This is a genomic window from Gemmatimonas sp. (genome assembly GCF_044376735.1).
Lineage (GTDB): Bacteria > Gemmatimonadota > Gemmatimonadetes > Gemmatimonadales > Gemmatimonadaceae > Gemmatimonas.
Window position 1 is genome coordinate 1 of record NZ_JBILKJ010000036.1, and the last position, 26,208, is coordinate 26,208.

General features: G+C 65.8%; 21 protein-coding genes. 9 read left to right on the plus strand and 12 right to left on the minus strand.

Going from position 1 to position 26,208, the window contains the following annotated elements; all coding sequences use genetic code 11:
* From ACIRA7_RS07680 to ACIRA7_RS07690, 3 genes are all read right to left on the minus strand, one after another.
* The coding region (locus ACIRA7_RS07680) for an MBL fold metallo-hydrolase (RefSeq protein WP_396220266.1) at positions 1 to 480 on the minus strand (480 nt) is incomplete at its 3' end.
* Between the two features lie 2 nt (positions 481 to 482).
* Complete coding sequence (locus ACIRA7_RS07685; RefSeq protein WP_396220267.1) at positions 483 to 1,019, minus strand: PepSY domain-containing protein; 537 nt, start codon at positions 1,017 to 1,019, stop codon at positions 483 to 485.
* 193 nt (positions 1,020 to 1,212) lie between these two features.
* Positions 1,213 to 3,036: a hypothetical protein gene (locus ACIRA7_RS07690; protein ID WP_396220268.1), complete on the minus strand. Its 1,824-nt coding sequence runs from the start codon at positions 3,034 to 3,036 to the stop codon at positions 1,213 to 1,215.
* 117 nt (positions 3,037 to 3,153) lie between these two features.
* On the opposite strand from ACIRA7_RS07690, the gene ACIRA7_RS07695 reads away from it, so the two are divergent.
* The 5 genes from ACIRA7_RS07695 to ACIRA7_RS07715 all read left to right on the plus strand — a co-directional run bounded on the left by ACIRA7_RS07695 (position 3,154) and on the right by ACIRA7_RS07715 (position 10,647).
* The gene (locus ACIRA7_RS07695) at positions 3,154 to 4,272 is read left to right on the plus strand and encodes a TonB-dependent receptor plug domain-containing protein (protein ID WP_396220269.1); all 1,119 of its coding nucleotides are present in this window, start codon (positions 3,154 to 3,156) and stop codon (positions 4,270 to 4,272) included.
* A gap of 4 nt (positions 4,273 to 4,276) precedes the next feature.
* Positions 4,277 to 4,702, plus strand: coding sequence for a surface-adhesin E family protein (locus ACIRA7_RS07700; RefSeq protein ID WP_396220270.1), 426 nt, complete (start codon positions 4,277 to 4,279; stop codon positions 4,700 to 4,702).
* A 122-nt stretch (positions 4,703 to 4,824) separates the two neighbouring features.
* The gene (locus ACIRA7_RS07705) at positions 4,825 to 8,151 is read left to right on the plus strand and encodes a glycoside hydrolase (protein ID WP_396220271.1); all 3,327 of its coding nucleotides are present in this window, start codon (positions 4,825 to 4,827) and stop codon (positions 8,149 to 8,151) included.
* A 3-nt stretch (positions 8,152 to 8,154) separates the two neighbouring features.
* Positions 8,155 to 8,829: a DUF305 domain-containing protein gene (locus ACIRA7_RS07710; RefSeq protein WP_396220272.1), complete on the plus strand. Its 675-nt coding sequence runs from the start codon at positions 8,155 to 8,157 to the stop codon at positions 8,827 to 8,829.
* Between the two features lie 42 nt (positions 8,830 to 8,871).
* Complete coding sequence (locus ACIRA7_RS07715; protein WP_396220273.1) at positions 8,872 to 10,647, plus strand: LVIVD repeat-containing protein; 1,776 nt, start codon at positions 8,872 to 8,874, stop codon at positions 10,645 to 10,647.
* A gap of 78 nt (positions 10,648 to 10,725) precedes the next feature.
* Here ACIRA7_RS07715 and ACIRA7_RS07720 read toward each other — a convergent pair whose 3' ends face one another.
* From ACIRA7_RS07720 to rpsP, 6 genes are all read right to left on the minus strand, one after another.
* The gene (locus tag ACIRA7_RS07720) at positions 10,726 to 13,992 is read right to left on the minus strand and encodes a sialidase (protein WP_396220274.1); all 3,267 of its coding nucleotides are present in this window, start codon (positions 13,990 to 13,992) and stop codon (positions 10,726 to 10,728) included.
* A 78-nt stretch (positions 13,993 to 14,070) separates the two neighbouring features.
* Positions 14,071 to 15,288 carry an NADP-dependent isocitrate dehydrogenase gene (locus tag ACIRA7_RS07725; protein WP_396220275.1) on the minus strand — a complete coding sequence of 406 codons (1,218 nt, stop codon included), beginning with the start codon at positions 15,286 to 15,288 and terminating at the stop codon, positions 14,071 to 14,073.
* A 75-nt stretch (positions 15,289 to 15,363) separates the two neighbouring features.
* Positions 15,364 to 15,858 carry an asparaginase domain-containing protein gene (locus ACIRA7_RS07730; RefSeq protein ID WP_396220276.1) on the minus strand — a complete coding sequence of 165 codons (495 nt, stop codon included), beginning with the start codon at positions 15,856 to 15,858 and terminating at the stop codon, positions 15,364 to 15,366.
* The gene (gene trmD / locus ACIRA7_RS07735) at positions 15,855 to 16,670 is read right to left on the minus strand and encodes a tRNA (guanosine(37)-N1)-methyltransferase TrmD (protein WP_396220277.1); all 816 of its coding nucleotides are present in this window, start codon (positions 16,668 to 16,670) and stop codon (positions 15,855 to 15,857) included. The genes ACIRA7_RS07730 and trmD overlap by 4 nt, the downstream gene beginning before the upstream one ends.
* A gap of 21 nt (positions 16,671 to 16,691) precedes the next feature.
* Positions 16,692 to 17,213: a ribosome maturation factor RimM gene (rimM, locus tag ACIRA7_RS07740; protein ID WP_396220278.1), complete on the minus strand. Its 522-nt coding sequence runs from the start codon at positions 17,211 to 17,213 to the stop codon at positions 16,692 to 16,694.
* Positions 17,214 to 17,226: 13 nt separating this feature from the next.
* On the minus strand, positions 17,227 to 17,535 hold the full coding sequence (rpsP, locus tag ACIRA7_RS07745; protein ID WP_396220279.1) for a 30S ribosomal protein S16: 309 nt from the start codon (positions 17,533 to 17,535) through the stop codon (positions 17,227 to 17,229).
* Positions 17,536 to 17,724: 189 nt separating this feature from the next.
* On the opposite strand from rpsP, the gene ggt reads away from it, so the two are divergent.
* The 4 genes from ggt (at position 17,725) to ACIRA7_RS07765 (ending at position 21,933) form a co-directional block, all read left to right on the plus strand.
* Entirely contained in the window at positions 17,725 to 19,449 is a 1,725-nt protein-coding gene (gene ggt / locus ACIRA7_RS07750) for a gamma-glutamyltransferase (protein WP_396220280.1), read from the plus strand.
* A gap of 152 nt (positions 19,450 to 19,601) precedes the next feature.
* A complete protein-coding gene (locus ACIRA7_RS07755; protein ID WP_396220281.1) occupies positions 19,602 to 20,477 on the plus strand; it encodes a glycosyltransferase family 2 protein in 876 nt (291 codons plus the stop codon).
* A 9-nt stretch (positions 20,478 to 20,486) separates the two neighbouring features.
* Complete coding sequence (locus tag ACIRA7_RS07760; RefSeq protein ID WP_396220282.1) at positions 20,487 to 21,206, plus strand: polysaccharide deacetylase family protein; 720 nt, start codon at positions 20,487 to 20,489, stop codon at positions 21,204 to 21,206.
* Between the two features lie 46 nt (positions 21,207 to 21,252).
* Positions 21,253 to 21,933, plus strand: coding sequence for a class I SAM-dependent methyltransferase (locus ACIRA7_RS07765; RefSeq protein ID WP_396220283.1), 681 nt, complete (start codon positions 21,253 to 21,255; stop codon positions 21,931 to 21,933).
* Between the two features lie 140 nt (positions 21,934 to 22,073).
* Here ACIRA7_RS07765 and ACIRA7_RS07770 read toward each other — a convergent pair whose 3' ends face one another.
* The 3 genes from ACIRA7_RS07770 to ACIRA7_RS07780 all read right to left on the minus strand — a co-directional run.
* On the minus strand, positions 22,074 to 22,637 hold the full coding sequence (locus tag ACIRA7_RS07770; RefSeq protein ID WP_396220284.1) for a DUF2911 domain-containing protein: 564 nt from the start codon (positions 22,635 to 22,637) through the stop codon (positions 22,074 to 22,076).
* Between the two features lie 84 nt (positions 22,638 to 22,721).
* Entirely contained in the window at positions 22,722 to 23,171 is a 450-nt protein-coding gene (locus ACIRA7_RS07775; RefSeq protein WP_396220285.1) for a TerB family tellurite resistance protein, read from the minus strand.
* A 9-nt stretch (positions 23,172 to 23,180) separates the two neighbouring features.
* Positions 23,181 to 26,208 (minus strand): hypothetical protein (locus ACIRA7_RS07780; RefSeq protein ID WP_396220286.1); only part of this gene is annotated, 3,028 nt, incomplete at its 5' end.

Below are 26,208 nucleotides of genomic sequence, written 5' to 3' on the forward strand. Positions count from 1 at the left end.
GCGAGCGGCCCGCGGCAGGTTCGCGGCAAACCACGACTCGGTACCGCGCGGCACGATGAACGCCGGTGGTCCACCGGTCTGCAGCGCCACGTCGCGCATGGAGCGCCGATCGAGATGATCGTAGTGATTGTGCGACAAGAGCACCGCATCGATGCGCGGCAACTGGTTGGCGCGCAGGCCGGGAGGCTGATGGCGCTTGGGGCCCGCGAACCGCATCGGTGAGGCCCGGGCACTGAACACCGGATCGATCAGGAGGTTCACGCCATCGATCTGCAACAGCATCGACGAATGACCGATCCACGTGAGCGCCGGCTCGGTGCGGTTGCCGTGAATGAACGCGAGATCCGGCGCCACCCCGACGATCGGATGGGCCGGCGGACGCGGGAGTCGGTAGCGCGCCCGCTGCACCATCCACGTGCCCACTCCGGCACCATCGACATCGATGCCGGAGCGATTCGAATACGGCGGTCCGTCAGGCACGCTCACTCCACGGGCGACGGCGCCACACGCCGCTTGTTCGCACGCGCGCGGAACGGCAGCAGAAACAGATACATCCCGGTGATCCACAATCCCAGCACGATGACCGCCGCCGGCAGGAACACCCAGAGTTTCACCAGATCGTGAAACCATGACCCATCGTGCAGACTCTCGATGAGATCCGAGCGGCGATAGGTCGACTGCAACAACGCGCCGGTGGCGAGGTCGAGCTGCAGCTCCCAGTGATCCACGGTCACTACCTTCACGAGGCCCTTCCCTGGCCGCACGTCGAGGCGATCGATGTCGTCCCAACTGGCGACCTTCGCCTCGGGCACCGACTTCGCCGTGGCCAGAATCTGCTCCATCGTGACCGTCGGCACGTGCACCGACGTTCGCTGCTCGGGCGGCTGCACCCATGCCAGCTGTTTTTTGAGCTGCAGCAGCAGGCCGGTGCAGATCACGACGAGGAACGGGAGCGCGACAGCGATCGAGCCCCACCGGTGCAGCTTCCGATTCCAGATGCGCGGATTGAATGATGTCATGCGTTCCGCGTCCCCCACACTGGTGGCAGCGGCTCCTTCGTGGCGCGATCGTTATTCGGGTCGACAGCCGGCGCATCGATGCCTGCACCGCCTGCACCGCCCGCTCCCGACGCTTCGTTGATGATCATCGCCTAACGTTACCCGGCGCACGGGTCGGCAGTTAGCCCTGCCGCTCGCGTTGGCCCCCGCGGAATCAGTAGATCGCCACGGCCCCGTTGGCGTCGGTGCGCACCAGCAGCGATGCCACCGCCTTCCACGCCGCACCGCGCCCGTCGCCCGGCTCGCGAACGCGGTCGATCATCACCCGCACCGTGAATGTCGATGACGGCGCGAGCCGCGACAGCGCCAGTCGTGCGCCGTTCATCGCGAAGGCTCGTCCGTCGAGCGAGGCGGTCCATTGGGCCAGCGTCCAGGTACTGCTGGGCACCCCAACACCACCATCCGCCCCGCGGTCGGTTCGACGGATGTCGACGCGCAGCTGCGCCGACGCACCGACCCAGCGGCGGTCGGTGTCGGAGAGCGACAGGACGAGCACCGGCTCGGTGTCGGCAACGGCCGACCACGCCGTCGGCGCCGCGCTGCCGGTGAAGCCGCTCCATCGGTCGGTCCGCAAGAGTCCCGGCGTCGAGAGCCGCAGCGACGACGTGTGCGCGGCCGGGTCATACAGATCGGTGAACCCGCCGAACTGCTGCCGGACCGACGACGTGAGATCGTCGCGCGTGTCCACGAAGTTCGCCATCAGCACGCCGAGGGAATTGGTCTCGCTCAGGGCACCGTGGGTACCGCCCAGCGGCCGCAGGCGGTTCGCCACCGACACCGCCCCGAGCCCCACCCGCATCCGGTCATCGAGCGACACCAGAATCGGCGCCGGATTGAGCGTGATGGCGGTGTGTCCGCGTACGATGCGTGGCGGGGCGGCCGGGAACGGCTCGGCCGCCGTGTAGCGCAACCACATCGCCGCCGATGCGTAGCCATCGGGTAACACGTCGCGATCGTGCTGCATGCGCGCGAGCACCGTGGCATATCCCAGCGGGTCGCCGCGAATCGGGAGATATCGATACACCGCCGAATCACCGGTGCCGCGCGTCGTCACTTCAGCCAACGCGCTGTCGGCCCGCACGAGATAACGACCGGAACTGTCGCGCGAGGTCACCACGGCCACGCCGTCGAGGGCGGCCAGCAGCGACGCCACGCGCGCTACCGCGTCGGGATGGGCGAACACACCGAAGCCGGTCGTCACGCCATCGACGCTGAATGCGACGTCGGTGGGATCGCGCAGGGTGCTGGAGGTGTGAAATCCCTGCGCGGCGAGCGCTTCGACCACAGGGAGGAATCCGGCCGAGACGGCGCGGTTATGCCCGTGATCGGAGAGGATCAGGATTTCGAGATCGCGACCCGTACGCGTACGATAGGTGCGCTGCAATTCCGCCAGCTTCCGGTCGAGGTGCGCGAGATACGCGTCAAGATCACCGCGCGTGTGCTGCAACGCGTCCGGCCCCACGTTGTACGCGTAGATCGTGGGACGACCACCGCGCTTCAGGAACTTCTTCACATCGACATCCACCTCGTTTCGCGCTACCTGGTTCGAAATCAGATAGGCGCCGAGGTGATGAAATTTAGAACCGAAGGCGAAGTCCATCCGATGCTCGTACTCGATGGGCTTGATCGCGTCGAACAGCTCTCCGACCACGGCGTTCTGCCGGGCACTGTAGTAAATCCGTTGGTATCCGGGCGGCGGCTGCACCCCCAGGATGTCGTGCCAGGACACGTCGCTAATCGACGGGAAGGTTGAAATCAGCCGACTCGGCTCGCGAAAGCCGGCGAACAGGCCCCTGGCGCGCGCGTCCACGATATCCCGGTAATCCACCCCGTCGAGGGCCAATACAAGACGGTTGGCCACCGCCGGCACGAGCGGTGGACTCCGTCGCCAGGGAACACAGGCGACCGCGAGCGGGAACAACAGGAGGTGAAAAAGGCTCTGTTTGATGATCCGGGTGGCGCTGGGCATGCTGGACATGCTACCCTCACGGTTGAACCACACAAGCCCACCGCTGGGTCTCCCATGTCGCTCCGCTCGGCCCCACTTTCGGTTCTCCGCTCCTCCCGGCGCACACTCGGCGCCGTGGTGACGCTGGTGCCCACTCTCGTGGCCACAGCCAGCACCGCCCTGTCAGCGCAAGTTGCGACGCCGGTGCTCACCGGTGTCGTGAAAGGCACCGTGATGACCGACGCGCGGATGCCACTGACCGGCGCGCAGATTCGGTTCGGGAATGCAGCCGACGTCGCCGAATCCGACGATGCCGGCCAGTTCACGGCCACCCGGGTCAACGCCGGCACCATGTGGCTGCGCGTTCGCCGCATCGGGTACCGGCCAGAGTCGCTCCTGGTCACCGTCGTGCCCGGTCAATCGATCGCGCCCACCGTGGTCATGCGACAGATCGCGCAGAGCATCGCGGCGGTGAAGGTCATCGGCCGACGCGACCTCATCGGGCCCATGGCGGGATTCTACAAGCGGCTGCAGATGGGTGGTGGCGGCCGCTTCTTTACCCAAGCCGACATCGCCAAGCGTCAGCCAGCCAGAATGACGGATCTCCTGCGATCCGTGCCCGGCATCCGGATCGAATCGCGCGGGTTCGACAACAAAGTGCGGATCCGGGGCAGCCGATGCTCGCCCTTGGTCTGGCTGGATGGCCAAGGGCTCTTTGCCGGCGAGTTCGACCTCGATTCGGTCGACCCAGCCACGTTCGAGGGCATCGAGATCTATAGCGGCCCCGCCACGGTCCCGCTCGAGTTCCAGGGCAACCAGCGCGTCAGCAGCAGCTGTGGTACAGTCGTCCTTTGGTCGCGCCGCGGCGAGCTTCGCGCCAAGAAGGCGAAGAAGGGTGAACCCACCCCGACCGCCATTATTGCACAGATGCTTGACGAGTCCACCGTCTTCACCGCCACCGATGTCGACGTCGGTGCCCGCGTCGATTCATCCGCGATCGTGCGGCCGTTCTATCCGGACTCGTTGTTCGACGCGCAGGTGGCGGGCGAGCTGCTCGCCGAATTCGTGGTCGGCACCAACGGCGAAGCCATGATGGACACGTTCAGCTGGATCACCACCACCGATCGGTCGCTCGTGGAACCCGTGCGTCGGGCCGTCCGTGAGCAGCGCTTCGTGCCGGCCGTGCGTAAAGGACGCGTCGTCCAGCAGGTCATGCAGCTGCCGTTCACCTTCGTTCCCGACTCCACCGCCAGTCGCCGCCGCTGACGCCATGAATGCACGGTTCTCCGCCACGCCGCTCAGCGTGATCACTCTCGCCGGTTCCCTGCTGCTGTCGTCTCCCTTGGCGGCGCAACAGCTGGTGGAGATCGGCAAGACGTCGGTGGGCACGCCGGTCTTTCTCGAGGCGAAGTCGGTAACGCGGACCAACGGTATCGTCACCGCCACCGTGCGCGTGCGCCTGCAGCCACCGCTCAAGCATGCGCTGGGGGATTTACGGAGCTCGCGCACGATCGCCATGTACGACTGCGCCAAACAGACCGTGGCGACGAAGGAGAGCTGGTACTACCTCGATGAGGCCGGCAAGAAGATCGGCATGCACAAGGTGGTCAAGCTCCCCGGCTTCGGACCGTCGTTCGCGGGTTCCCTGGCGGACGTGGCGATGCGCCACCTGTGCGCGACGCCCCAGCCGAAGTAAGCAGCACGCCGGCGGAGCGTGGCCGAAGTTCCAGCGGGCATCTGGCCGAATCTGGCAGTCGACCGCGGCCCGCCCCATGTTGAACGGGTCCCCGTCCCCTCTTCCTCCGCTCAGGCCCTCCCGTGCGTCTCCCGCGCTTTCTGCAGGCTCGCTGCTCACTCGCACTGGTCGCCGCGACCGCGCTCTGTCCGCTCGGGCGCGCGCTGCCCGCGCAATCTGATCCGGGATTCAGCGCGCTGCACTGGCGCGCGATCGGCCCGCTGCGCGCCGGCCGCGCGCGCGCCCTCGCCGGCGTCCCGACTCAGCCGAGCGTGTTCTACGCTGGCTTCGACAACGGCGGCGTGTGGCGCAGCACCGACTACGGTTCGAACTGGGTCCCGTTGTTCGACGACCAGTCCACTGGTTCCATCGGCGCGATCGCGGTCGCGCCGTCGAATCCGAACATCATCTACGTGGGCAGCGGCGCCGGCATCATCCGCCCCGATCTCGCCGTCGGCGATGGGATGTACAAGTCCGTCGACAACGGGAAAACGTGGTCCCATCTCGGCCTGCGCGAATCGCAGATGATCGCGATGGTCGACGTCGACCCACGAAATCCCGACCGGTTGTTCGTGGCGGCCCTCGGCCATCCCTACGGTCCGAACACCGAACGTGGCGTGTTCCGCTCGCTGGACGGCGGCGCGTCGTTTCAGCGCGTGCTGTACAAGGACGAGTACACGAGTGCAAATGACGTGCGCATCGATCCGCAGAATCCCGACATCGTGTACGCCACGCTCTGGCAGCAGCAGCAGAGCTTCATCGAAGGCCAGGGCTTCGGCGGCGGCGGCAACGGCATCTTCAAGTCGACCGACGGTGGCACCACGTGGAAGCAACTCACGGTCGGCCTGCCGTCGGTGCTGCAGGCGAACATCGCGTTCGCGCCCGGTAACTCGAAGGTACTCTACGCCATGGTCGCCGCGGCTCCACCCGCCGGCTCGGCCGCTGGCGCATCCGGCCCGATCGGCTTCTACAAGTCGACCGACGGCGGCGAGCATTGGTATCTCGCGGTCAACGGACCGGGAGCCCCGGCCGACGCCGCGCCGAAGTTCGTCGATAACCGTCCGTTAGCGCGCATCGGCGGTGGCGACCTGCCCACGATCACGGTCGACCCGAGCAACGAGAACGTGGTGTACAGCGCGTCGGTCGTCATGTGGCGCACCGAAGACGGGGGACTCACCTGGTCGGCCGTTCGCGGCGCGCCGGGTGGCGACGACTACCAGAAGATCTGGGTGAATCCCAACAATCCCGATCTCATTCTCGCCGTGGCCGATCAGGGCGCGGTCGTGTCGGGCAATCGCGGTGCGTCGTGGAGCAACTGGTACACGCAGCCCACCGCCGCGATGTACCACGTGACCACCGACAACGCGTTTCCCTATCGCGTGTGCAGCGGACAGCAGGACTCCGGCTCGGCCTGCGTGAATAGCCGCTCCGACGACGGTCGCATCACCTTCCACGATTGGCACCCGGTCAACATTCAGGAGTACGGCATCGCGGCGCCGGATCCGCGCGATCCCGATGTGGTCTTCGGCAGCCAGCGCACGAATGTGTCGAAGTACGATCGCCGCACCGGTCAGACGGTGCTCGTGGGTCCCGACCTCTCCGTGCGCGGCCCCAACGGCGAGAACTTCGGCCGCAACGTGCGCACGATGCCGTTGCACTTCTCGCCCGTGAATCCCGACGTGCTGTACTATGCGTCGAACGTGGTGTGGAAGACGCTCGACCGCGGCCAGAGCTGGACACGCATCAGCCCCGATCTCGCGCGCCAGACGTGGGACGTTCCCGCCACGGCCGGCAAGTACACCAGCAGCGTGACGCCCGCACCCGCCGGTGCGATCACCGCCCTGTCACCGTCACCGCGCAGTGCCAACGTACTCTGGGCCGGCACCGACGACGGTCAGGTGCAAGTCACGACCAACGGCGGCACGTCGTGGAAGAACGTCACGCCGGGCGCCATCAAGGCGTGGACGCGCATCTACAACATCGACGCGGGCCACTTCGATGCCGGCACCGCCTACATCGCGGCGAATACGTTCCGTCTTGATGATCTGCGTCCGCACTTCTATCGCACGCACGACGGCGGCGCCACCTGGACCGAGATCAGCAATGGGCTGCCGGGCAACGCGCCGGCCAATGCCATTCGCGAAGATCCGAAGGTGAAGGGATTGCTGTATGGGGCCACCGACACGCAGGTGTGGGTGTCGTTCGACGACGGCGATCACTGGGAGTCGCTGCGTATCGACATGCCGGCCATCGCCGTACGCGACCTCCAGATCAAGGACGACAGCACGTGCCTGTGCAGCGATCTCATCGCCGGCACGCACGGCCGCGGCTTCTACATTCTCGACAACATCACGCCGCTCCGTCAGATGGCCGCGTCCCGCGCGGCGATCGCGGCCCGGAACGCCCATCTGTTCAAGCCCGCCACCGCGGTGCGCGTACGCTTTGCCACCAACGATCCCACGCCGTGGCCGCCGGAAATGCCATCGGGCGAGAGCGCACCGTCGGGCGTGTTCATCGACTACATGCTCGCCGCCAAGGCCTCGTCGCCGATCGCGCTCGAGATTCTCGATGCCACCGGCAAACTGGTGCGTTCGTACTCCAGCGCGCAGAAGGCGCTCGACCCGCATCCGTACGTCGATCGCGTGCGCTACAACGAGGTGTGCAAGAAATCGCCGACCGCGCCGTACTGCGGACTCCCACTCTATTGGCCCGGCCCGCCGCAGGCGCTGTCTGACAACGCGGGGCTCCACCGCTTCACATGGGATCTCCACTTCGATCCCGTCACGCCGGAAGACGCCATTCCGCAGGGCGACGATGACGCCACCGGTGCCGTGCCGGGACGGACACTCCCCGTCGTAAACGCGCCATGGGCACCGCCCGGCCGTTACACCGTACGCCTGACGGTCAATGGTACGCGATACGAGCAGCCGCTCACGCTCCGGCTCGACCCGCGTGTGAAGACGCCGGCCGCTGGCTTGGCCCGACTGCACACCCTCAGCACCGAGATGTACCGCGGCGCCGTGGACACCCACCGCGCGTTCGTAAGCGCACGGGCGCTCGTCACGCAGCTGAATGGCATGAGCGGCGCCGAGGTCGACGCCCTCAAGGCACAACTCGAAGCCGTGGCGCCGTCGTCGGCCACCGCCCGGAATATCCGCGGCTTCCGTCGTCGCGGCGCGACCACCGCGGCAGCATCGCTCGAAAGCGCCAGCACGGCGATGCTCGCCGCCGCCATGGCCATGCATAACGCCGACGTCGCGCCGACCGCGACGCAGGTGGCCGCCTGCACCGCAGCGCGCGCCATGGGTGCCGACGTATTGCCCAAGTGGAACGCACTGCGCACCACGGGCCTCGCGGCCTTCAACGCCAAGCGCAAGGCTGCCGGGCTTCCCACTCTCACGCTCCCCTGACCCATGCCTGCACGCGTTACGCTCCCACTCGCCATCCTTGCATCTGCCACGCTGCTCGGCGCCTGCGCGTCGGGAAGTGGCGGAACGAGCGGCAAGCGACCACTCACCCCGGCGCAACTCGCCGCGCAGGACGGGGGCATTCCCCCGTACACGAAGGCGGATGTCGCCTTCATGCAGGGGATGATCGGGCACCACGCGCAGGCCGTCACCATGTCGGCGTTCGCCGAACCCAACGGGGCGAGTTCAGAGGTGCGCGTATTGGCGGGGCGCATCACCGTCGCGCAGACCGACGAGATCGCCTTCATGAAGACCTGGCTCGGAAAGCGAAAGCAGACCGTGCCGGCCGGCGACATGGACGCCATGGCCCACGCCCATCACGCCGGCATGGACATGTCCGCCATGGGCGCTGCGGGCGGCAGCGGCATGATGCCCGGCATGCTCACCACGGCACAGATGGACACGCTCAAGAGCGCCAAGGGGCCGGCCTTCGATTGGTACTTCCTCACCTTCATGATCCAGCACCATCGCGGTGCGATCAGCATGGTCGACGAGCTCATGAGCGCCAAAGGCGCGGCCAACGATGACGACGTGTTCAAGTTTGTCTCCGATGTCGTCGCTGACCAAAGCACCGAAATCGACCGCATGGAGCTGATGCTGAAGTCTCGCCCACGCCCATAAACACCGCCGCCCGTCACCTTCACTCACTCCAAAACTCCCCAGATGCCAACGTCTACTCGATCGCTGCTCGGCGGCGCCCTGCTCATGGCCGGCATTGCGACCACTGCCACCACGCTGCACGCGCAGCCCAAGCCCGACCCGCGCGTCGGTCTCAAAGCCGGGTGGTTCGACGCCGGTGAAGCCGCGTGGAACGTCAAGCTCGTCTCCACCACCAAGCCGTCGGAGTCGTTTCTCAACATGAGCACGCCCGGTGACGCGCGGCTCAAGAACTCCGATCTGGCCTTCAGCGGCAACCTCGTGTTCCAGGGCAACTACAGCGGTTGGCAGGTGTGGGACATTGGCAACCCGCGCAAGCCGAAGCTGCGCACCGCGTTCGTCTGCCCGGGATCACAGAGCGACGTCACCGTCTACGGCAATCTTCTGTTCGTGTCGGCCGAGGCGGTAAGCGGACGGGTGGACTGCGGACTCGGTGGTGTCGAGGCTGAAGTCAGCAAGGAACGCGCGCGCGGCATCCGCATCATCGACATCAGCGACGTCGAGCATCCGAAGACGATCACCACCGTGCAGACGTGCCGCGGCTCGCACACCAACACGCTGGTGACCGATCCGAAGGACACCGAGAACGTGTACATCTACGTGTCGGGATCGGCCGGCGTGCGCTCGGCCGAGGAACTGGCCGGCTGCTCGGCACTCTCGCCCGATGTCGACCCAAACTCAGCGCTCTTTCGTATCGAAGTGATCAAGGTACCGGTGAAGAACCCAGCCGCGGCGGCAATCGTGAGCTCACCGCGCATCTTCGAAGGGCTCGGTGAAGCCGTGCGTCATGGCGAGGCGGCAGCCGATCGTCGCGAACGGCCGGCCGGCGCGCCGGCGCGCCCCTCGGTGGCGGGACGCGGTCCTACGCAGTGTCATGACATCACCACGTATCCCGCCGTCGGTCTCGCCGGTGGTGCGTGCAGCGGCTACGGCATCCTGCTCGATATCCGCGACATCAAGAACCCGAAGCGCATCTACGCGGCTGCCGACACGAACATGTCGGCCTGGCACTCTGCCACGTTCAGCAACGACGGCAGCAAAGTACTCTTCTCCGACGAATGGGGCGGCGGTTCGTCGCCGCGCTGCCGCGCCACGGACAAGGTGGAGTGGGGCGCCGACGCGATCTTCGTGCGCAACGGCGACAAGCTCGACTTCAAGAGCTACTTCAAGCTGCCTGCCCCGCAGACGAGCAACGAAAACTGTGTGGCGCACAACGGCTCGCTCATTCCGATTCCGGGCCGCGAAGTGATGGTGCAGTCGTGGTATCAGGGCGGCATCAATGTGTTCGATTGGACCGATCCGAATCACGCCTTCGAGATCGCGTTCTTTGACCGCGGCCCGATGGACTCCACCGCGCTGGTGAGCGCCGGTCACTGGTCGGCCTACTGGTACAATGGCCTGATCTACGGCTCGGAGATTGCCCGCGGCCTCGACGTGTGGGAGCTCACGCCCAGCGAGCACATTTCCAAGAACGAGCTCGAGGCGGCCAAGCTGGTGAAGTACACCTACTTCAATGCGCAGGAGCAGCCGCAATTTGTGTGGCCGGCGGCGTTCGTCGTCGCTCGCGCCTACACCGATCAGATGGCGCGCAACAGTGCGGTACCGAAGGCGTGGCTCGATGGCGTGCTGGCGCAGTTGGCCACGGCGGAGAAAGCCAAGGGCGGTGCGCGGTCGTCTGTGCTGAATGCGCTGGCGGCGCAGCTCGACAAGGACGCTGCGGCGAGTCCCGAGTCGGCGCGCGTGCAGGCGCTCAGTGGAGTCGTGAAGGGCCTCGCGAAGTAGCTCGGGAAGTCACTCGCACGAACAAGACGCGGCGGGTCCGATTGAACGGACCCGCCGCGTTTGTTTTCCCGCCCGAGTCTACGGCACGATGCGTGGCGCCGGACCGGCCCGATCCACGACCTTCGGCAGCCCCTTCGCATCCAGCTGCGCATTCAACGGAGCCAGCTCGCTCGCCAGCACGCCGTCGATCGCGGCCAAGTGCTGTTTGAGCTGTTCGCGCAGAATCCCGTCCACCTCGACATGCTGCGTCGTCGGCGTGAAGTCGGAGCTCGACATGCCGTTGGCGAGGTACCCCATCTTCGAGATCAGCATCGAACCGAAGCGGACGCCATCCTGCCCCTGACCGGTCTGACGCAGATCCACCAGCTTCATCTCGACGTCGAGCAGCTTGGCGTCGAGCGCGCGGATGGCGCGGGCGACCTCGGCATCGGTGGACAGGCGCTGCACCTGCTGGAGCTGCAATCGCACCGACTCCACCCGATGCACCGCCGATCCCGCGTCGTTGAGCTGCTGCTTGATGCCGGCCAACAGCTTCACTTGCGCCGAAATCTCGGCTTCGGTGCCGCCGCTGTTCGGATCCTTGCGTACCTCCAGCGGCTGCGTCTGCGATACGCCGTCGACGGTCAAACGCACCGCATACATGCCCGGCGGCATGAGGATCGACAACCGACTCGTCCCCGGTGCGGTGCGCCCCTGCGGGCCCGCCACGATGTGCTCGGCATACAGAGGGCTGGTCAGCAGCCGCACTTCCATGCTGGGCTCATCGCGGAGATCCCACGCCAGGCGATTCACACCGGCCGAGTTCGGCCCGCGCAGCGTGCGGACCACCTTCCCGGCCGCATCGAGAATTTCCACGGTGGGTGCCGACTTCGCGGACGCGCGCAGGTAGTAGTTGATGCTCGCCCCGTACTCCGGATCGTCGCCGGCCGTGGGATCGTCGTACTGCGTGCTCGGCGCCGTGATGCCGCGGTAGCGATACGCCGCCCGGGGCTGGAACAGATGCGCCCCCTTCTCCAGTACCGACGCATCGAGCTGCTGCAGCGGCGCGAGGTCATCGAGAATCCAGAATCCGCGCCCATAGGTCGAGATCACGAGATCGTTGAAGTGTTCCTGCACCACGATTCCGGACACCGGCGCATGGGGCAGGTTGTTCTGCAACGGCAGCCAGTGATCACCGGCGTCGTAGCTCAGGTAGATCGCGTTCTCCGTGCCCAGGTACAGCATGCCGCGACGCGTGGGATCTTCGATGATGATCTTGGCGTAGCTCAACATGCTCTTCGCAATGCCGGTCACGATCTTCGTCCACGTCTTCCCGAAATCCGTGGTGCGATACACGTACGGATCACGATCATTCTCCTGGTGCGCATCGATGGTGAGATAGGCCGTGGCCGCATCCCACTTGCTGGCCGCGATCGACCGCACCGATCCCCACACCGGAATACCCGGCACGTTCGCGGTGAGATTGGTCCACGTGCCGCCGTCGTCGCGCGAGAGCTGCACGAGTCCGTCGTTGGTTCCCACCCAGATCACACCCTTCTGCTTCGGCGACTCGGCGATGCCGTACACCACGCCGGAGTACTCGACGCCGATGTTGTCGGGCGTGAGGCCGCCCGAGCTCTTCATCTTGGATCGGTCGTTTCGCGTGAGGTCGGGGCTGATCACCTGCCAGCTGTTCCCGCCGTCGCGCGTGCGATGTACGTGCTGACTGCCGGTGTACACCGTGTTGTGGTCGTGCGGGGAGATCAGCAGCGGCGCATCCCAGACGAACCGGTACTTGAGCTGCTCCGCAGCACCATTCGATTGCTGCGGCCACACCTCGACGTTGCGGAACTGCCGACGATTCTCCTCGAAGCGCACCACGATGCCGCCCACCATACCCGAGCCCGACGCCGTACTCCAGATGATGTTCGGATCGGTCGGATCGGGCGTCGCCCAGCCGCTTTCGCCGCCGCCAACCGAGTGCCACATACCGCGCGAAATGCCGGCGCCACGCCCGCCCTGCACGCGGCTGTTGCTCGGCCCACGGTAGCTCGGCTCGTCCTGCTTATTGCCAAGCACATTGTACGGAATGTTGTTGTCGACGGTGACGTGATAGATCTGCGCGTTATCGAGACGCTGCTTGAACCACGTACGTCCACGCGTTGTGGTGATCGACAGCCCCTGATCGTGTGCCACGATCTGCCGATCCGCGTTCGTCGGATCGATCCAGATATCGTGGTGATCACCGCCCGGCGCCTCCAGTCCGGCGAGGGTCGTCAGTGACCGGCCGCCGTCAATCGATCGCGCGTACGACGCCGTCAGGAAGTACATCTCGTTGGCGTTGTCGGGCGTGACCGCCATGCGCGAGTAGTAGTGGGCGCGCCCCATCACATTGCGATCGCGATTGATCAGCGTCCACGTGGCGCCGGCATTTTCGCTGCGCCACAGCTGTCCGCTCTCGGTGTCCTGACCATTCCACGGCACACCGTCGCCGGTCTCGATCATCGCGAATATCCGGTTCGGCTGCGATGGCGCAATCGCTAGCGCCACCTTGCCCACCGGCTTGACCGGCAGGCCGTTCCCCTTGAGTCGCGTCCACGTCGCGCCGCCGTCGGTCGACTTGAACAGCCCGCTCCCGGGGCCGCCGCTGGTGCGTCCCCACGTGTGGATCTCGATCTGCCACATGCCGGCGTAGAGCGTGCGCGGGTTCGACGGGTCCATGGCCAGATCGCTGCAGCCCGTGTTCTCATCGACGAACAGCACCCGCGTCCACGTAGCCCCGCCATCGGTGGTGCGGAACACCCCGCGCTCCTGCTGTGGGCCGTACGCCGTGCCGAGCGCGCACGCCAGCACCACATCGGGGTTGGTCGGATGGATCGCCAGGCGCGCGATACGCCCGGTCTTCTCGAGCCCCATCAGCGTCCACGTGGCGCCGGCATCGGTGCTCTTGAAGATGCCCTGCCCGATCGAGATGTGGCTGCGAATGTGGGCTTCGCCGGTGCCAGCCCACACCACGTTGCGGTCGCTGGGCGCCACCGCGATGGCGCCCATGGACATGACCGATTGCTTGTCAAAAATCGACGCCCAGTGCACGCCGGCGTCGGTGGTCTTGTAGATGCCGCCCGACGCCGCGCCCACGTAATAGGTGGACGGATCGCCGGCGATACCCGCCGCCGTGCTGAATCGATTGCCCTCGGGGCCGATATGGCGCCAGGGGAGCGCCGCGTAGGCCGCCGGGGTGATGGCCACCGGGGTGGCCGGATCGGCCGCCTTGGCGGGCGCGCGCTGGGCGCCGGCCGCGCCGGCGGCGATGAGACCCGCGGCCGCGATCAGTGTCGCGGCGCGCGGAGAGCCAGATACATGCATGAGAACCTCAAAAAGGGGGACGTACCGTAAATGGTACGCCCCCCTCAGCCCCTCGTCAAAACGGGGAAGCCCGCTCCGTCAGGCCATCTTCGCCTGCAACCGGCGATCGATGGCGTCGAGGAACGCCTCCGTATGCAGATACGGCGTGTCCTTCGAAATGAGGATCGCGAGATCCTTCGTCATCTCGCCCGCTTCCACCGCTTCGATGCATACCGCCTCGAGGGTATCGGCAAACGCCGTGACCGCCGGGGTGCCATCAAGCTTGCCGCGATGTGCGAGCCCACGCGTCCAGGCGAAAATCGACGCGATCGGGTTCGTGGACGTCTTGTTCCCCTTCTGGTGCTCGCGGTAGTGACGCGTGACCGTGCCGTGCGCCGCTTCCGCTTCCATCGTCTTGCCGTCGGGCGACAGCAGCACGCTCGTCATCAGCCCGAGTGACCCGAAGCCCTGCGCCACGATGTCCGACTGCACGTCGCCGTCGTAGTTCTTGCACGCCCACACGTAGCCGCCTTCCCACTTGAGCGCCGACGCCACCATGTCGTCGATCAGCCGGTGCTCGTACGTGAGTCCCTTGGCGTCGAACTCCGCCTTGAACTCGGTGTTGAACACTTCCTCGAAGAGATCCTTGAACTGGCCGTCGTAGGCCTTGAGGATCGTGTTCTTGGTGCTCAGGTACACCGGGTAGTTGCGCTGCAGGCCGTAGGTCAGGCTGGAGCGGGCAAAGTCGCGAATGGAATCGTTGAAGTTGTACATGCCCATCGCCACACCACCGTCGGCGCCGAACTTGGCGACTTCGAACTGCATCGGCTCACTGCCATCGGTCGGCGTATACGTCATCGTGACCGTACCGGGGCCCGGCACCTTGAAGTCCGTCGCCTTGTACTGATCGCCGTGGGCATGACGACCCACCACGATCGGCTTCGTCCACCCCGGCACCAAACGCGGGATGTTCGAGATGATGATCGGTTCGCGGAAGATCACGCCACCGAGGATGTTGCGGATCGTGCCGTTGGGGCTCTTCCACATCTTCTTGAGCCCGAACTCCTTCACGCGGGCTTCGTCAGGCGTGATGGTCGCGCACTTCACGGCGACGCCGTGCTTCTTGGTGGCTTCGGCCGAGTCGATCGTGACCTGATCGTTGGTCGCATCGCGGTGTTCGATCCCGAGGTCGTAGTACTCGAGTTCCACGTCGAGATACGGCAGGATGAGCTTGTCCTTGATGAACTGCCAGATGATGCGCGTCATCTCGTCGCCGTCCATCTCGACGACGGGGTTCACAACCTTGATCTTGGCCATGCCGGAGGTACCGAAGAGGTTCGGAGAGGGGAGTGGGAACGAATGCCGAAGCATAGCGGCCGGCGGAGAGTCCGGCTATGCCTCGCCCAGCGGCTCGAATACGCCGACGTCCCGGTTTTTCCGCACGTCGTCCCAGCGGAAGCACCGGCCGTTCATGGCCACGTACACGCCGGGCGACAGCGCTTGTACGAAGCTCAGCGCGCTGCCCAGGTTGAACAGGCCGTCGGAGCTGCCGAACGCATACGGCACCATCGCACCGGTGAGCACAATGGTCTTGGTGGACAGGGCGGCGGCGATGACGGCCGCGGTATCCACCATGGTATCGGTGCCGTGCGTGATCACGATCTGCGTCTCCGCGCAGGTGGCGCAGGCGTCCACGATGCGGTGCCGGTGCGACTCCTTCATCTCGAGGCTGTCGATCATCATGAGCACCTCGACGTTCACGTCGAGCATGCACCGGCCGCGCCGCAGCATCTCCTCGACATGCGTCGCCTCGAAATGCAACGTGCCGGTGAGCTCGTCGTACTCCTTGTCGAAGGTGCCGCCGGTCACGAACACGCGCAGGCTCATTCGGCGGCTCTCGCGGCACGGGCCCGCGCACGTTCCTTCGCCGCTTTCGCTTTCGCCTTCTTCAACGCCTTCGCCGCCTGCAGGCGCTCCATGGCGGCGATCGCCGCCTCACGTGCGGCAATCGTCTCTTCACGCGCCAGCCATGCGGCGCGATCGCGCGCTTCGGCCTCACGCGTACGCTGCAGGCTCTGGTCGTCGCGCCACGCCGCCACCTTCGCATGGTCACCGCCCACCAGCACATCGGGCACGGTGAACCCGCGATACTCGGCCGGCCGCGTGTAGCTGGGGGCGCTGATGCCGCGATCGAAAAACGAATCGGTGCGCGCGCTCTCCAGATCGCTCATCGCGCCGGGCAGCAGGCGAACGATGGCATCGATGATCGCCAATGCCGCCGGCTCGCCGCCGCTGAGCACGAAGTCGCCCAGCGAAAGCTCCTCGGTGGCCAGATGTGTGGCCACGCGCTCGTCCACGTCCTTGTAGTGGCCGCACAGCAGCGTGAGTTCGGTGCCGGCCGCAAAGCGCACCGCGTCGGCGTGCGAAAATCGACGGCCGCGCGGCGACAGCATCACGATCGGCGCTTTCGCCTGCACTGACTCCACCGCTTCGAAGAACGGGCCGGGCTTCATCACCATGCCCGGGCCACCGCCGAACGGATAATCGTCAACGGTACGATGCCGGTCGTGCGTGAACGTGCGCAGGTCGATCACGTTGTAGGCCACGCCACCGGTGCCGGCGGCCTTGGCCGGTATGCTGAGGGAGAGCGGCCCCGCGAAGAACTCGGGGAAGATCGTCACGACGTTGATGCGCAGCACGGCGGTGATCTCGCGACCGCGCTAGCTGTCGAGCAAGCCGTCGAGCGGCTTCAGCACGATCGTGTTGCGCTCTTCGTCCACGCGCTCGACAATCTCCGGACGCCAAGGCACCAGCGGACGGCCGGTGGCCGTCTCGACTTCGAGGATCAGTCCCTGCGGCGCTTCATACACGTCGCGGACTTCGCCCACGTGTCCCTGTCCATCCACTTCGACCTGCATGCCGATGAGCGCGAAGATGTACATCTCATCATCGTCCGGCTCGGGCATGTCGGCGGTATCGGCCAGCAGGTAGCGGCCGCGCCACGTTTCGGCCACATCGCGGTCGGTGACTTCCGTGACACGCACGAGCCAGTCCTTGTTCATCGGACGACCGTCCTCGATGTGCAGCATCGCCGCGGTCGCCTCGCCGCTGACTTCGCCTTTCCGGTCACCCGCATAAATGACAGCGCCGGACGTGAAAATCACGTCCGGCGCCGCAGAGAGCGACTCGACGGCCCAGGCGCCGCGCACACCATGCGCGCGACGCACCTTGCCGACGATCACATAGTCCGGCAGATCACGCCTCGGGGAGGGCGACCGCGTTGGCCTGCAGCTTGGCCGCAAGGCGCGCTTCGTGACGCGACTTAAGGACGCCGGCGCGGCGGAGGAGCGAGCGGACGGTGTCGGTGGGCAGGGCGCCGACATTCATCCAGTATTCCACGCGATCCAGCTTGAGGTTGATCGCGTTCTCGCCGAGCTGCGGCTGATACTGTCCGATGATCTCGATGAAACGGCCGTCGCGCGGCGCCCTCGAATCAGCAATGACGATACGGTACATCGGGGTCTTCTTCCGGCCTTCGCGGCGCAGACGGATCTTGACGGCCATGTTGCGATCTCAGTTCAGACAGTTGGGACAGCTCGCCTGCGGCAAAGCCACCGGCGTTCCGGGCTCGTCGCGAAGTCGGCGTTTCCGACCCGCACCCGGGTCCCCGTTTCCGGGGAGCCTTGAAGCATAGTCGGGGATGGGAGGAAAAGGTAGATTGACGCGGTACTGCACCCCCAACCCCGCCGATCCATGGCCTTCACGACTCTGCCCGCTCGCTCCGCCGCCCGTTTCTGGTTGGCCGGCGCCGTCCTCCCCCTCGCCCTCGGCGCTCAGGAACCGGCCGCCGCCCGGGCCCCACGCGCCGCGGTCGACGCCCCGAAGGGCATGGTCGTCTCGGCCAGCGCCATTGCCAGCCAGGCCGGCCGCGACGTGCTCGCCAACGGCGGCAACGCCATCGACGCTGCCATCGCCACCGGCTTCGCGCTGGCTGTCACCTACCCCACTGCCGGCAACATCGGCGGCGGCGGCTTCATGGTGGTGCGCTTCCCCGACGGTAAGACCACCACTATCGATTTCCGCGAGAAGGCCCCGGCCCGCGCCACCCCGGACATGTTCACCGATAGTACCGGCGCCTACTCCTCGCGCATTCACCACAACTCCCACAAGAGCGTGGGCGTGCCGGGCACGGTGGCCGGCTTCGCGCATGCGCACCAGAAGTACGGCAAGGTGTCGTGGGCCAAGCTGGTCGACCCCTCCGTGAAGCTGGCGGGTGAGGGCTTCGCGATGCCGAGCGGCCTGGCGGCGTCCCTCAAAGGCGCGCAGACGCGGTTATCGGCGTACCCGGCCACCATCGCGGCCTACTACAAGAACGGCCAGCCGTACGCGGAAGGCGAGAAGCTCGTGTTGGGCGATCTCGCGAAAACACTCACGCGCGTGCGCGATCAGGGGCGCGACGGCTTCTACAAGGGCATCACGGCCAAGCTGATCGCCGAGGAGATGACGTCACACGGCGGCCTCATCAACGAAGCCGACCTGGCGGCCTATCAGCCGGCCGAGCGTGCCGCTGTGAAGGGCACGTATCGCGGCTATGAAATCATCTCGATGCCGCCACCGAGTTCCGGCGGTACGGCGATGATCGAGATGCTGAACATCCTCGAGGGTTACGACCTCAAGAGCCTCGGCCACAACTCGCCGCAGTACGTACACTACCTCGCCGAAAGCATGCGTCGCGCGTTTCGCGATCGGGCGCTGTATCTGGGCGATCCCGATTTCACCACGCCGCCGCTCGACAAGCTCATGAGCAAGGCGTACGCCACGGAGCTGCGCAGCACGATCGTGAAAGACAAGGCGTCGCCGTCGTCTCCGGCCGATGTGGCGCAGGGCTACGAGAGCGACGAGACCACGCACTACTCGGTCGTCGACAAGGACGGCATGGCGGTGTCGGTCACGTACACGCTGGAAGCTGGCTACGGACTGGGCGCAGTGGTGAACGGCGCCGGCTTCCTGCTGAACAACGAGATGGGCGATTTCAACGGCAAGCCCGGTCTCACCGACAGCACGGGCCTGGTAGGCACCAAGCCCAACGTCGCGCAGCCCGGCAAGCGCATGCTCTCCAGCATGACGCCGATGATTCTCGCTAAAGACGGCAAGCTGGTTGCGGTGGTCGGCAGCCCCGGTGGACGCACCATCATCAACACCGTCATGGAAGTCGTACTCAACCTGATCGACTTCCAGATGCCCGTGCAGGACGCCGTGAACGCGCCGCGGCTGCACCATCAGTGGCTGCCGAACGTGATCACGATGGAGCGCAACGGCACGTCACCGGAAACCGTGAAGGCCCTCGAAGCGATGGGGCATACCGTACGACTGGGCGGCAATCAGGGTACGGCGCATTCGATCTTCGTGAACGCCAAGGGCGTGCGGCAAGGCGCCGCGGACCCGCGCGATCGGGATGCGGGGGCGATCGGGCATTGAACGCCGACCGCCGATAAAGGACCAGCGCCAGCGGCCCACCGAACCCGACGTTAAGATTTTTCTTCTGGAGTACCGGGGCAAGAACGGCAGATTTATTTTCTACGCGTCGAATCGAAGGATGAACGAGTCAGCCCCGTTTATCGCCGCCACGCGTGAGAACATCCGTCCCCGTTTCCGTCGTCATCCCCACACTCAACGAAGCGGACCGTCTTCCCGCCTGTCTTGCATCGGTGGAGTGGGCGGCTGACGTCATCGTCGTTGACGCCGGGTCCACCGATGGCACGCCCGACATCGCCCGCGCCCGTGGTGCCCGGGTGGTGGAATTACGCGGCCCCACCATCGGTGCCCAAAAGAACCTTGGCATCGCCGAGGCACGCTTTCCGTGGGTGCTCTCCATCGATGCCGACGAAGCGGTGTCACCCGAGCTGCGTGCTGCCATCGTCGGCACGCTGGCGGCTCCGCACAAAGCCGGCTACCGCGTGCATCTGCGGAATCGCTATCTGGGGGCTCCCTACAACCGCGGCGGGTGGGGCCGGGATCGGCATATCCGGCTCTATCCGCGGAGCTGCCGCTGGACGGCCGATCAGGTGCATGAGCGCCTGATCATCAGTGGGGAGATCGGCGATCTGGACGGCCGGCTCGACCACGAATCGTACCGGGATCTGGCCCACCAGCTCCGGAAATGCTGCACCTACGCCGAATGGGGCGCGGCCGACTTGGTCCGACGCGGTGCCCGCGTGGGACCCTCGCATCTGGTGCTCAATCCGATCTGGCGGTTTGTCAAAACCTTCCTGCTGGAAAGCATGTGGCGTGAAGGCTGGCGTGGCTTCCTGTTCTGCGCCGTGCATGCATGGGCCTGCTTCACCAAGTACGCGCTGGTGTGGGACGCGCGGCGCAAGGCGGCCGCAGCGAGTCCGGTCCCGCCAGCCCCACTACCGGTCATGAGCTCCACGGCGTCAGCTCAGCATCCAGACGCCGGTGATCTGGTCGGTAGGCCCTTCGAGGCGCCACTGCACGCACGGGGCTGAGTGTAGAGCATGAGGGTCCCCATGCTCTGCTACCATCGCATCGAGGAACTCCCCCCTCACGCACCCGGTGACACGAACTTCGTGCCCCCGGCGCACTTCGCGGCTCACCTTGCTGCGCTGGCGCGTCTGGGGTTTCACGGCGTGACGGTGAACGACGTGCTCGAATGGAAAGCCGGCCGGAAGGCGCTGCCGCCGCGGCCCATCGCTATCACGTTCGACGATGCCTACGACAGCGTGGTGACCACGGCGCTCCCGCTGATGTCCGTCCACCGCTGGCCGGCCACGGTGTACGCCATCTCAGGATACCTCGGCGCGCGAAACACCTGGGATCAGGGTGCGTCACCCGCACGCCACCTCGATGCCGCGGCCCTGCGAACGCTCCTCGCCAACGGTCACGACGTCGGCTCGCACACGCGCCACCACAAGCGCGTCCGCGGGCTGGCCGGAGCAGACCTGCACGAGGAGCTGGCGTCCTCGAAGGACGACCTCGAACAGCAACTCGGCGCGGCATGCACGAGCTTTGCCTTTCCGTACGGGTCGCACAACCGCGCCGTGCTCGACGCCACGCAGGCCGCTGGATACCACGGCGCCTGTACCCTCAAGCGCTGGGCCAACGGTCGTCGGACGAACGCCTTTCGATTGGGACGGCTGAGCGTGGGGGGGCCCGTTCCCGCGTGGCTCCTGCTCGCGAAGGTCGCCAAGCTCATGCTCACCCCCGCCGCCAATTAGTCGCCACTCGCCAACACATGTCGTCCCCCTCTCCACGACCCGCATCATGACCACGCCCCCGCGTCCGGCTTCTGCCGTTCCACCCGTCGCCGACTCGGATCCCTCGGCACTGCCCCTCGCTGCCCGATTGACCCGAGGCGTCCGCCGCGCCTTGGGGGTCGACAGGGAAAAGCGCTGGAACACGGAGTACGCCGAGGGCGGATGGCAGTGGCTCCGCAACCTCGACGAACTCGCGCACCATTGTGTGCTGGCCGGCTACGTGGCGTATCTCAAGCCCGGCGGATCCGTGCTGGACGTCGGCTGCGGCGAAGGGGTGTTTCAGGAGCAACTGCGTGGTGCCGCTGGTCGATACCTCGGGGTCGACTTCGAAGAGCCGATTCGCCAGGCACAGCACAAGGTCACCGAACACGTTCGCTTCGTCGTTGGTGACATGAACGAGTTCACGACGAGCGAACGCTTCGATGTGATCGTGTTCAACGAGAGCATCTACTACTTGCACGATCTCATGGCCGGTCTCGCGCGATACGAGCCGTTTCTCACCGACGATGGCGTGATCCTGATCTCCATGCACGGGAAAGAGCGCAATGATGCGCTGTGGACGCAGATCGAGACACGCTATCGGCAACTTGATGCCGTCACGATGACGAATCACCGCGGTATTCGCTGGACGACGAAAGCGCTGGTCTCACCAAACAGCCGCTACGAACTGCCGACGCAGGCGCCGTGAGGGCGATTGGGCATTAACGGCCAAGGTGGGTGAGGCGTACTGAGTAAAAGTGGCGAGTCCTGAGTGTACAAACTCAGGACTCGCCACTTTCACTCACAACCCGGAACTCACCGCAAACTCACCGCGAGCCGCGATGCCAGTTACTTCACCGTGAACGCCGCCACGGCCTTGTACGTGTCCCACGCCACGATGATCTCGCCGCCCTTGCCCGCCGGCTTCACCAGGATCTCCATCTTCTCGACCACGGCGTTGTTGCTCGTCACCGTCATCGGGATGCGCACGAGGTCTTGCTTGGCGTCATAGGCCGTGCCCCACTGCTTCGTCTGCTTGTTCACGACCAGCTCCCACTTGCCGTTCTCTTCGAGCTTCGTGAACAGCGTGTACGTACCGGCCGGCACCGTGATCGCGCCGAACGCCAGCGGCTTGCTCGTGGTGAAGTGCGTCGCTTCGTTGGCACCCGTGCGCCACACCATGCCCCACTTCATGTCGCCGAGGCCGTTGAAGATCACGCGGCCACGCTTGGACGGACGGCCGTAGTTCACGTTGATATTCGCGCCAGCAACCGTAGTCACCACCGAATCGCGCGGCGACGCCGGCGCCTTGGGGTCCATCTGCATGCCACCCTGGGCCGATGCAGACACGGTGATGAGCGAAAGGGCAGCCACGGCGTAGGCGCCGCGACGAAGCGTCTGGGTAAGCGACATAGTCTTGGTATGCTCGGGAAAGAGAAGAACGGGACAAACAACACGCAAATTTACCCAATCCGCGCCGGAAGGGTTCCCTGCCGCCTACTCCGCCTTCTTCCGCGCCTGGGCCAGAAACGCCGGCTCCAGCTGCAGCAGGCTGGCGAGCTTCCGCATGAGGTACGACTCCTGGCTATCCAGGGAGCCGTCGGCCAGCGCCACCTGCCACATCAGCTCCGCGAGCACGATGCGCTGCGCGACGTCGTAGTCCTTCACCACCTGCCGCGTGAACACGAAGTGGTCCACCGCGTCGTGATTGGCCGCCGCCGCCTCGGCCAGCATCAGCCGGGCGCCCGCGTCATCCACGCCGAAATGCCGCTGCAAGATGTCCATGATGCGCGCCCGCTCGGCCTCACTGAAGTCGCCGTCAGCGCAGGCCAGCTCCACCAACAGCGCGCACGCCGCCACCCTCACGTCGTGTGGGTGCACCCGGGAGTGCGCGCCGGGGGTCCCCGGCACGCTGTCTCCGATCAACTTGCGAATCGCGTCGAGCATGCGTCGCGATTACATGCGGGTGGCCGGCCCGATCGCGCGATCGAGCTTGGCCTTGGCGGCTTCCAGTTCCTTGCGCAGGAACGTGTACCGCTCGAGCGCGTCCTGCCCCACCTTCTGGTCGGCCCGCGCCGTCATGCCGGCGAGATACTGAATGTGCGCCTGCAGCCCCGGCTTGCCGTAACGAATGGGCTGCGTGTTCACGATCTCGCTCACTTCCTTCACCTTGGTCGCGGTATCCGCCGCCGCACCGGTCGCGCCCTTGTACTTGGCTTCCGCCGTACGAACACGGGCCAGCAGCGCGTTCACGTCGGCCACCATCTCACGCATCTTCAGGTTGTGCGTGTACTGCGCCTGCAGATCCGCCTCGGTGGTACCATCGGCCGCCAGGCGCGGATCGATGCGCACGCGCAGCGGCACCGACTTCGTGACGCCACCGGCTGTCACCTTCACGGTGTACGTGCCCGGGGGTGAGCCGAGTCCGTTGGCATGCTGCACGCCCCACACGAAGCGGTTCATGCCGGCGTTCTTGGTCACGAGGTTGATCGTCGGCGCGACCAGCGTCGGGCGTGCGCCGCGGCCCGCCATCATGGCTTCGTCGGGGTCATCCTCACCGCCACCGCGACGGGCTGGCGGCGCCTGCGGAATAATGCCGCTCTTGTACGTGTTCACGACCTTGCCGGCAGCGTCCACGATCTCGACGCGAACGGTGTCATTGGGCGCGCTGGCCAGGAAGTAATCCACCGACGGACCGAGCAACTGCGGCGTGGTCGTCGTGCGGTAGCCGTCACGCGGCGTGAACAGGGCGAACGACTCGCTCTGCGTAGTGGGGCCGACCTGCTGCAGCGCCGAGATGTTATCCATGATCCACGCGGCGCGACCCTGCGTGGCAACGACCAGATCGCCACGGTGCACCTTGATGTCGTTGATCGGGATCTGCGGCATGTTCAGGTTGAACGGCTGCCAGTGCCCGCCATTGTCGAACGAGATGTACATGCCGAACTCGGTGCCGGCGTACAGCAACCCTTCGCGCACGGGATCCTCCCGGACCACGCGCGTGGGCGCGTCGGCCGGAATCCCGTTCTTGCCGTCGGTGAGCAGCTTCCACGTGGCGCCGTAGTCGTTCGTGAGATAGATGTACGGCTTGTAGTCGCCCAGCAGGTAGCGATAGGTCGCGAAATAGGCCGAGCCCTTCCGGTGCGGCGAGGATTCGATCCACGCCACACGGCCGCCTTCACCGAGCTCCTTCGGCGTCACGCGCTTCCACGTCTTGCCATCATCACGCGTCACGGAGAACGGACCGTCGTTCGAGCCGGTCCAGATCACACCCTTCTCGAGCGACGACTCAGTGATCGCGTACAGCGTGCTGTAGAACTCCTCACCGGTCACGTCACGCGTGATCGGCTCACCGCTGCCGCCCTGACAGCACTTCGGAAACCACGTGAGGTCGGGGGAGATCTTCTCCCACGACGCGCCGTTGTTGCGCGTGCGGTGCAGGAACTGCGAGCCGTAGTACAACACCTTCGGATCATGCGGCGACAACGCCATCGGCGTCGTGCGCTGCATGCGGTAGTCGAGATCACCACCATCGTTGCCGTACAGCGACTGCGCCCCGATCCAGTAGTTCTTCGTGACGCCCGCCTCCATGTTCATGAGCGAATACTGGCCTTTGCAGTTGCCATGAATGAGGTTGCGGTCAGCCGGGTGCGGGATGATCGGACCCGTCTCGCAGCCCGGACCCGTCCGTACCGCGCCCATGTTGAACACGTCATTGTTGCTTGGCACGATGTACGTGCTGTTGTCCTGCTGCGCCATGTACAGCTTGTACGGGAACTGATTGTCCAGCCACACGCCGTAGAACTCGGCCGTCGGCTGGATGTCCTGCGAGCTCCACGTCTTGCCACCGTCGAACGACACGTTGGCGCCGCCGTCGTTCGACTGCACCATCGTGTTGCTGTTCGTGGGATTGATCCAGATGTCGTGATTGTCGCCGTGCGGCGTGCGGAACGGTGCCACCGTCTTGCCGCCGTCCGTGCTCTTGTAGAACGTCTCGGCGCCCCCGTACACCACATCGGCATTCGACGGATCGGCGCCCAGTGACGTGTAGTAGAACGGACGCGTGATCAGCCCCGGCGTGCTGTTCATGAGCGCCCAGCTGGCACCGGCATCATCGGAGCGATACAGTCCGCCCCCCGGCAGCGCTTCCACCAGCGCGTAGATGCGGTTCGGATTGGCGGCCGTGACCGCCAGATTGCCTTTGCCCGTGATCTGATTCGGCAGGCCGCCCACCATCTTCGTGAAGCTGTCGCCGCCATCGGTGCTCTTGTAGAAACCGCCTTCGCGCGAGCCCGAAATGATCGACCACGGCTTCCGCTCGATGCGGTTCATCCACGCGTACACCACGTTCGGATTGCCGGGCTGCAGTTCCACGTCCATCGCGCCCGTGCTGTCGCTCACGTACAGCGTCTTCTTCCACGACTTGCCGCCGTCAGTGGTCTTGAACACGCCACGATCATTGTTCGGCTTGAAGATGTCGCCGTAGGCCGCCACCCACACGATGTCCGGATTCGTGGGGTGAATGCGCACCGCGCCGATCTGGCCGACGTTATACAGCCCCACGAACTGCCACGAGGCGCCGTTGTCAACGCTCTTGTACACCCCGCGTCCCGTGGAGACGTTGCTGCGTACGCCGTCCGAGCCCGTGCCCACGTAGATGACGTTCGGGTTCGACTCCGCCACCGCGATCGAACCGATCGAGCCAAGCGGGATCTTGTTGTCGGTGATGAAATCCCACGACTCGCCGCCGTTCGTGGTGCGCATGACGCCGCCGCTGGCGACGCCGGCGTAGAACGTCTTCGGCTGCGACGGCACGCCCGTCACCGACGTGACGCGTCCACCGCGCGAGTGGCCCACCAGGCGGTAGCTGAGCCCCTTGAACAGGGCGGGGTCGGCTGACGCCATCATCGGCGTCGATGGCCGCTTCACCGTGGCCTTGGCAGCAACACGGGCCGGCGCGGCAGCCGGCGTGGTTTGGGCTCCG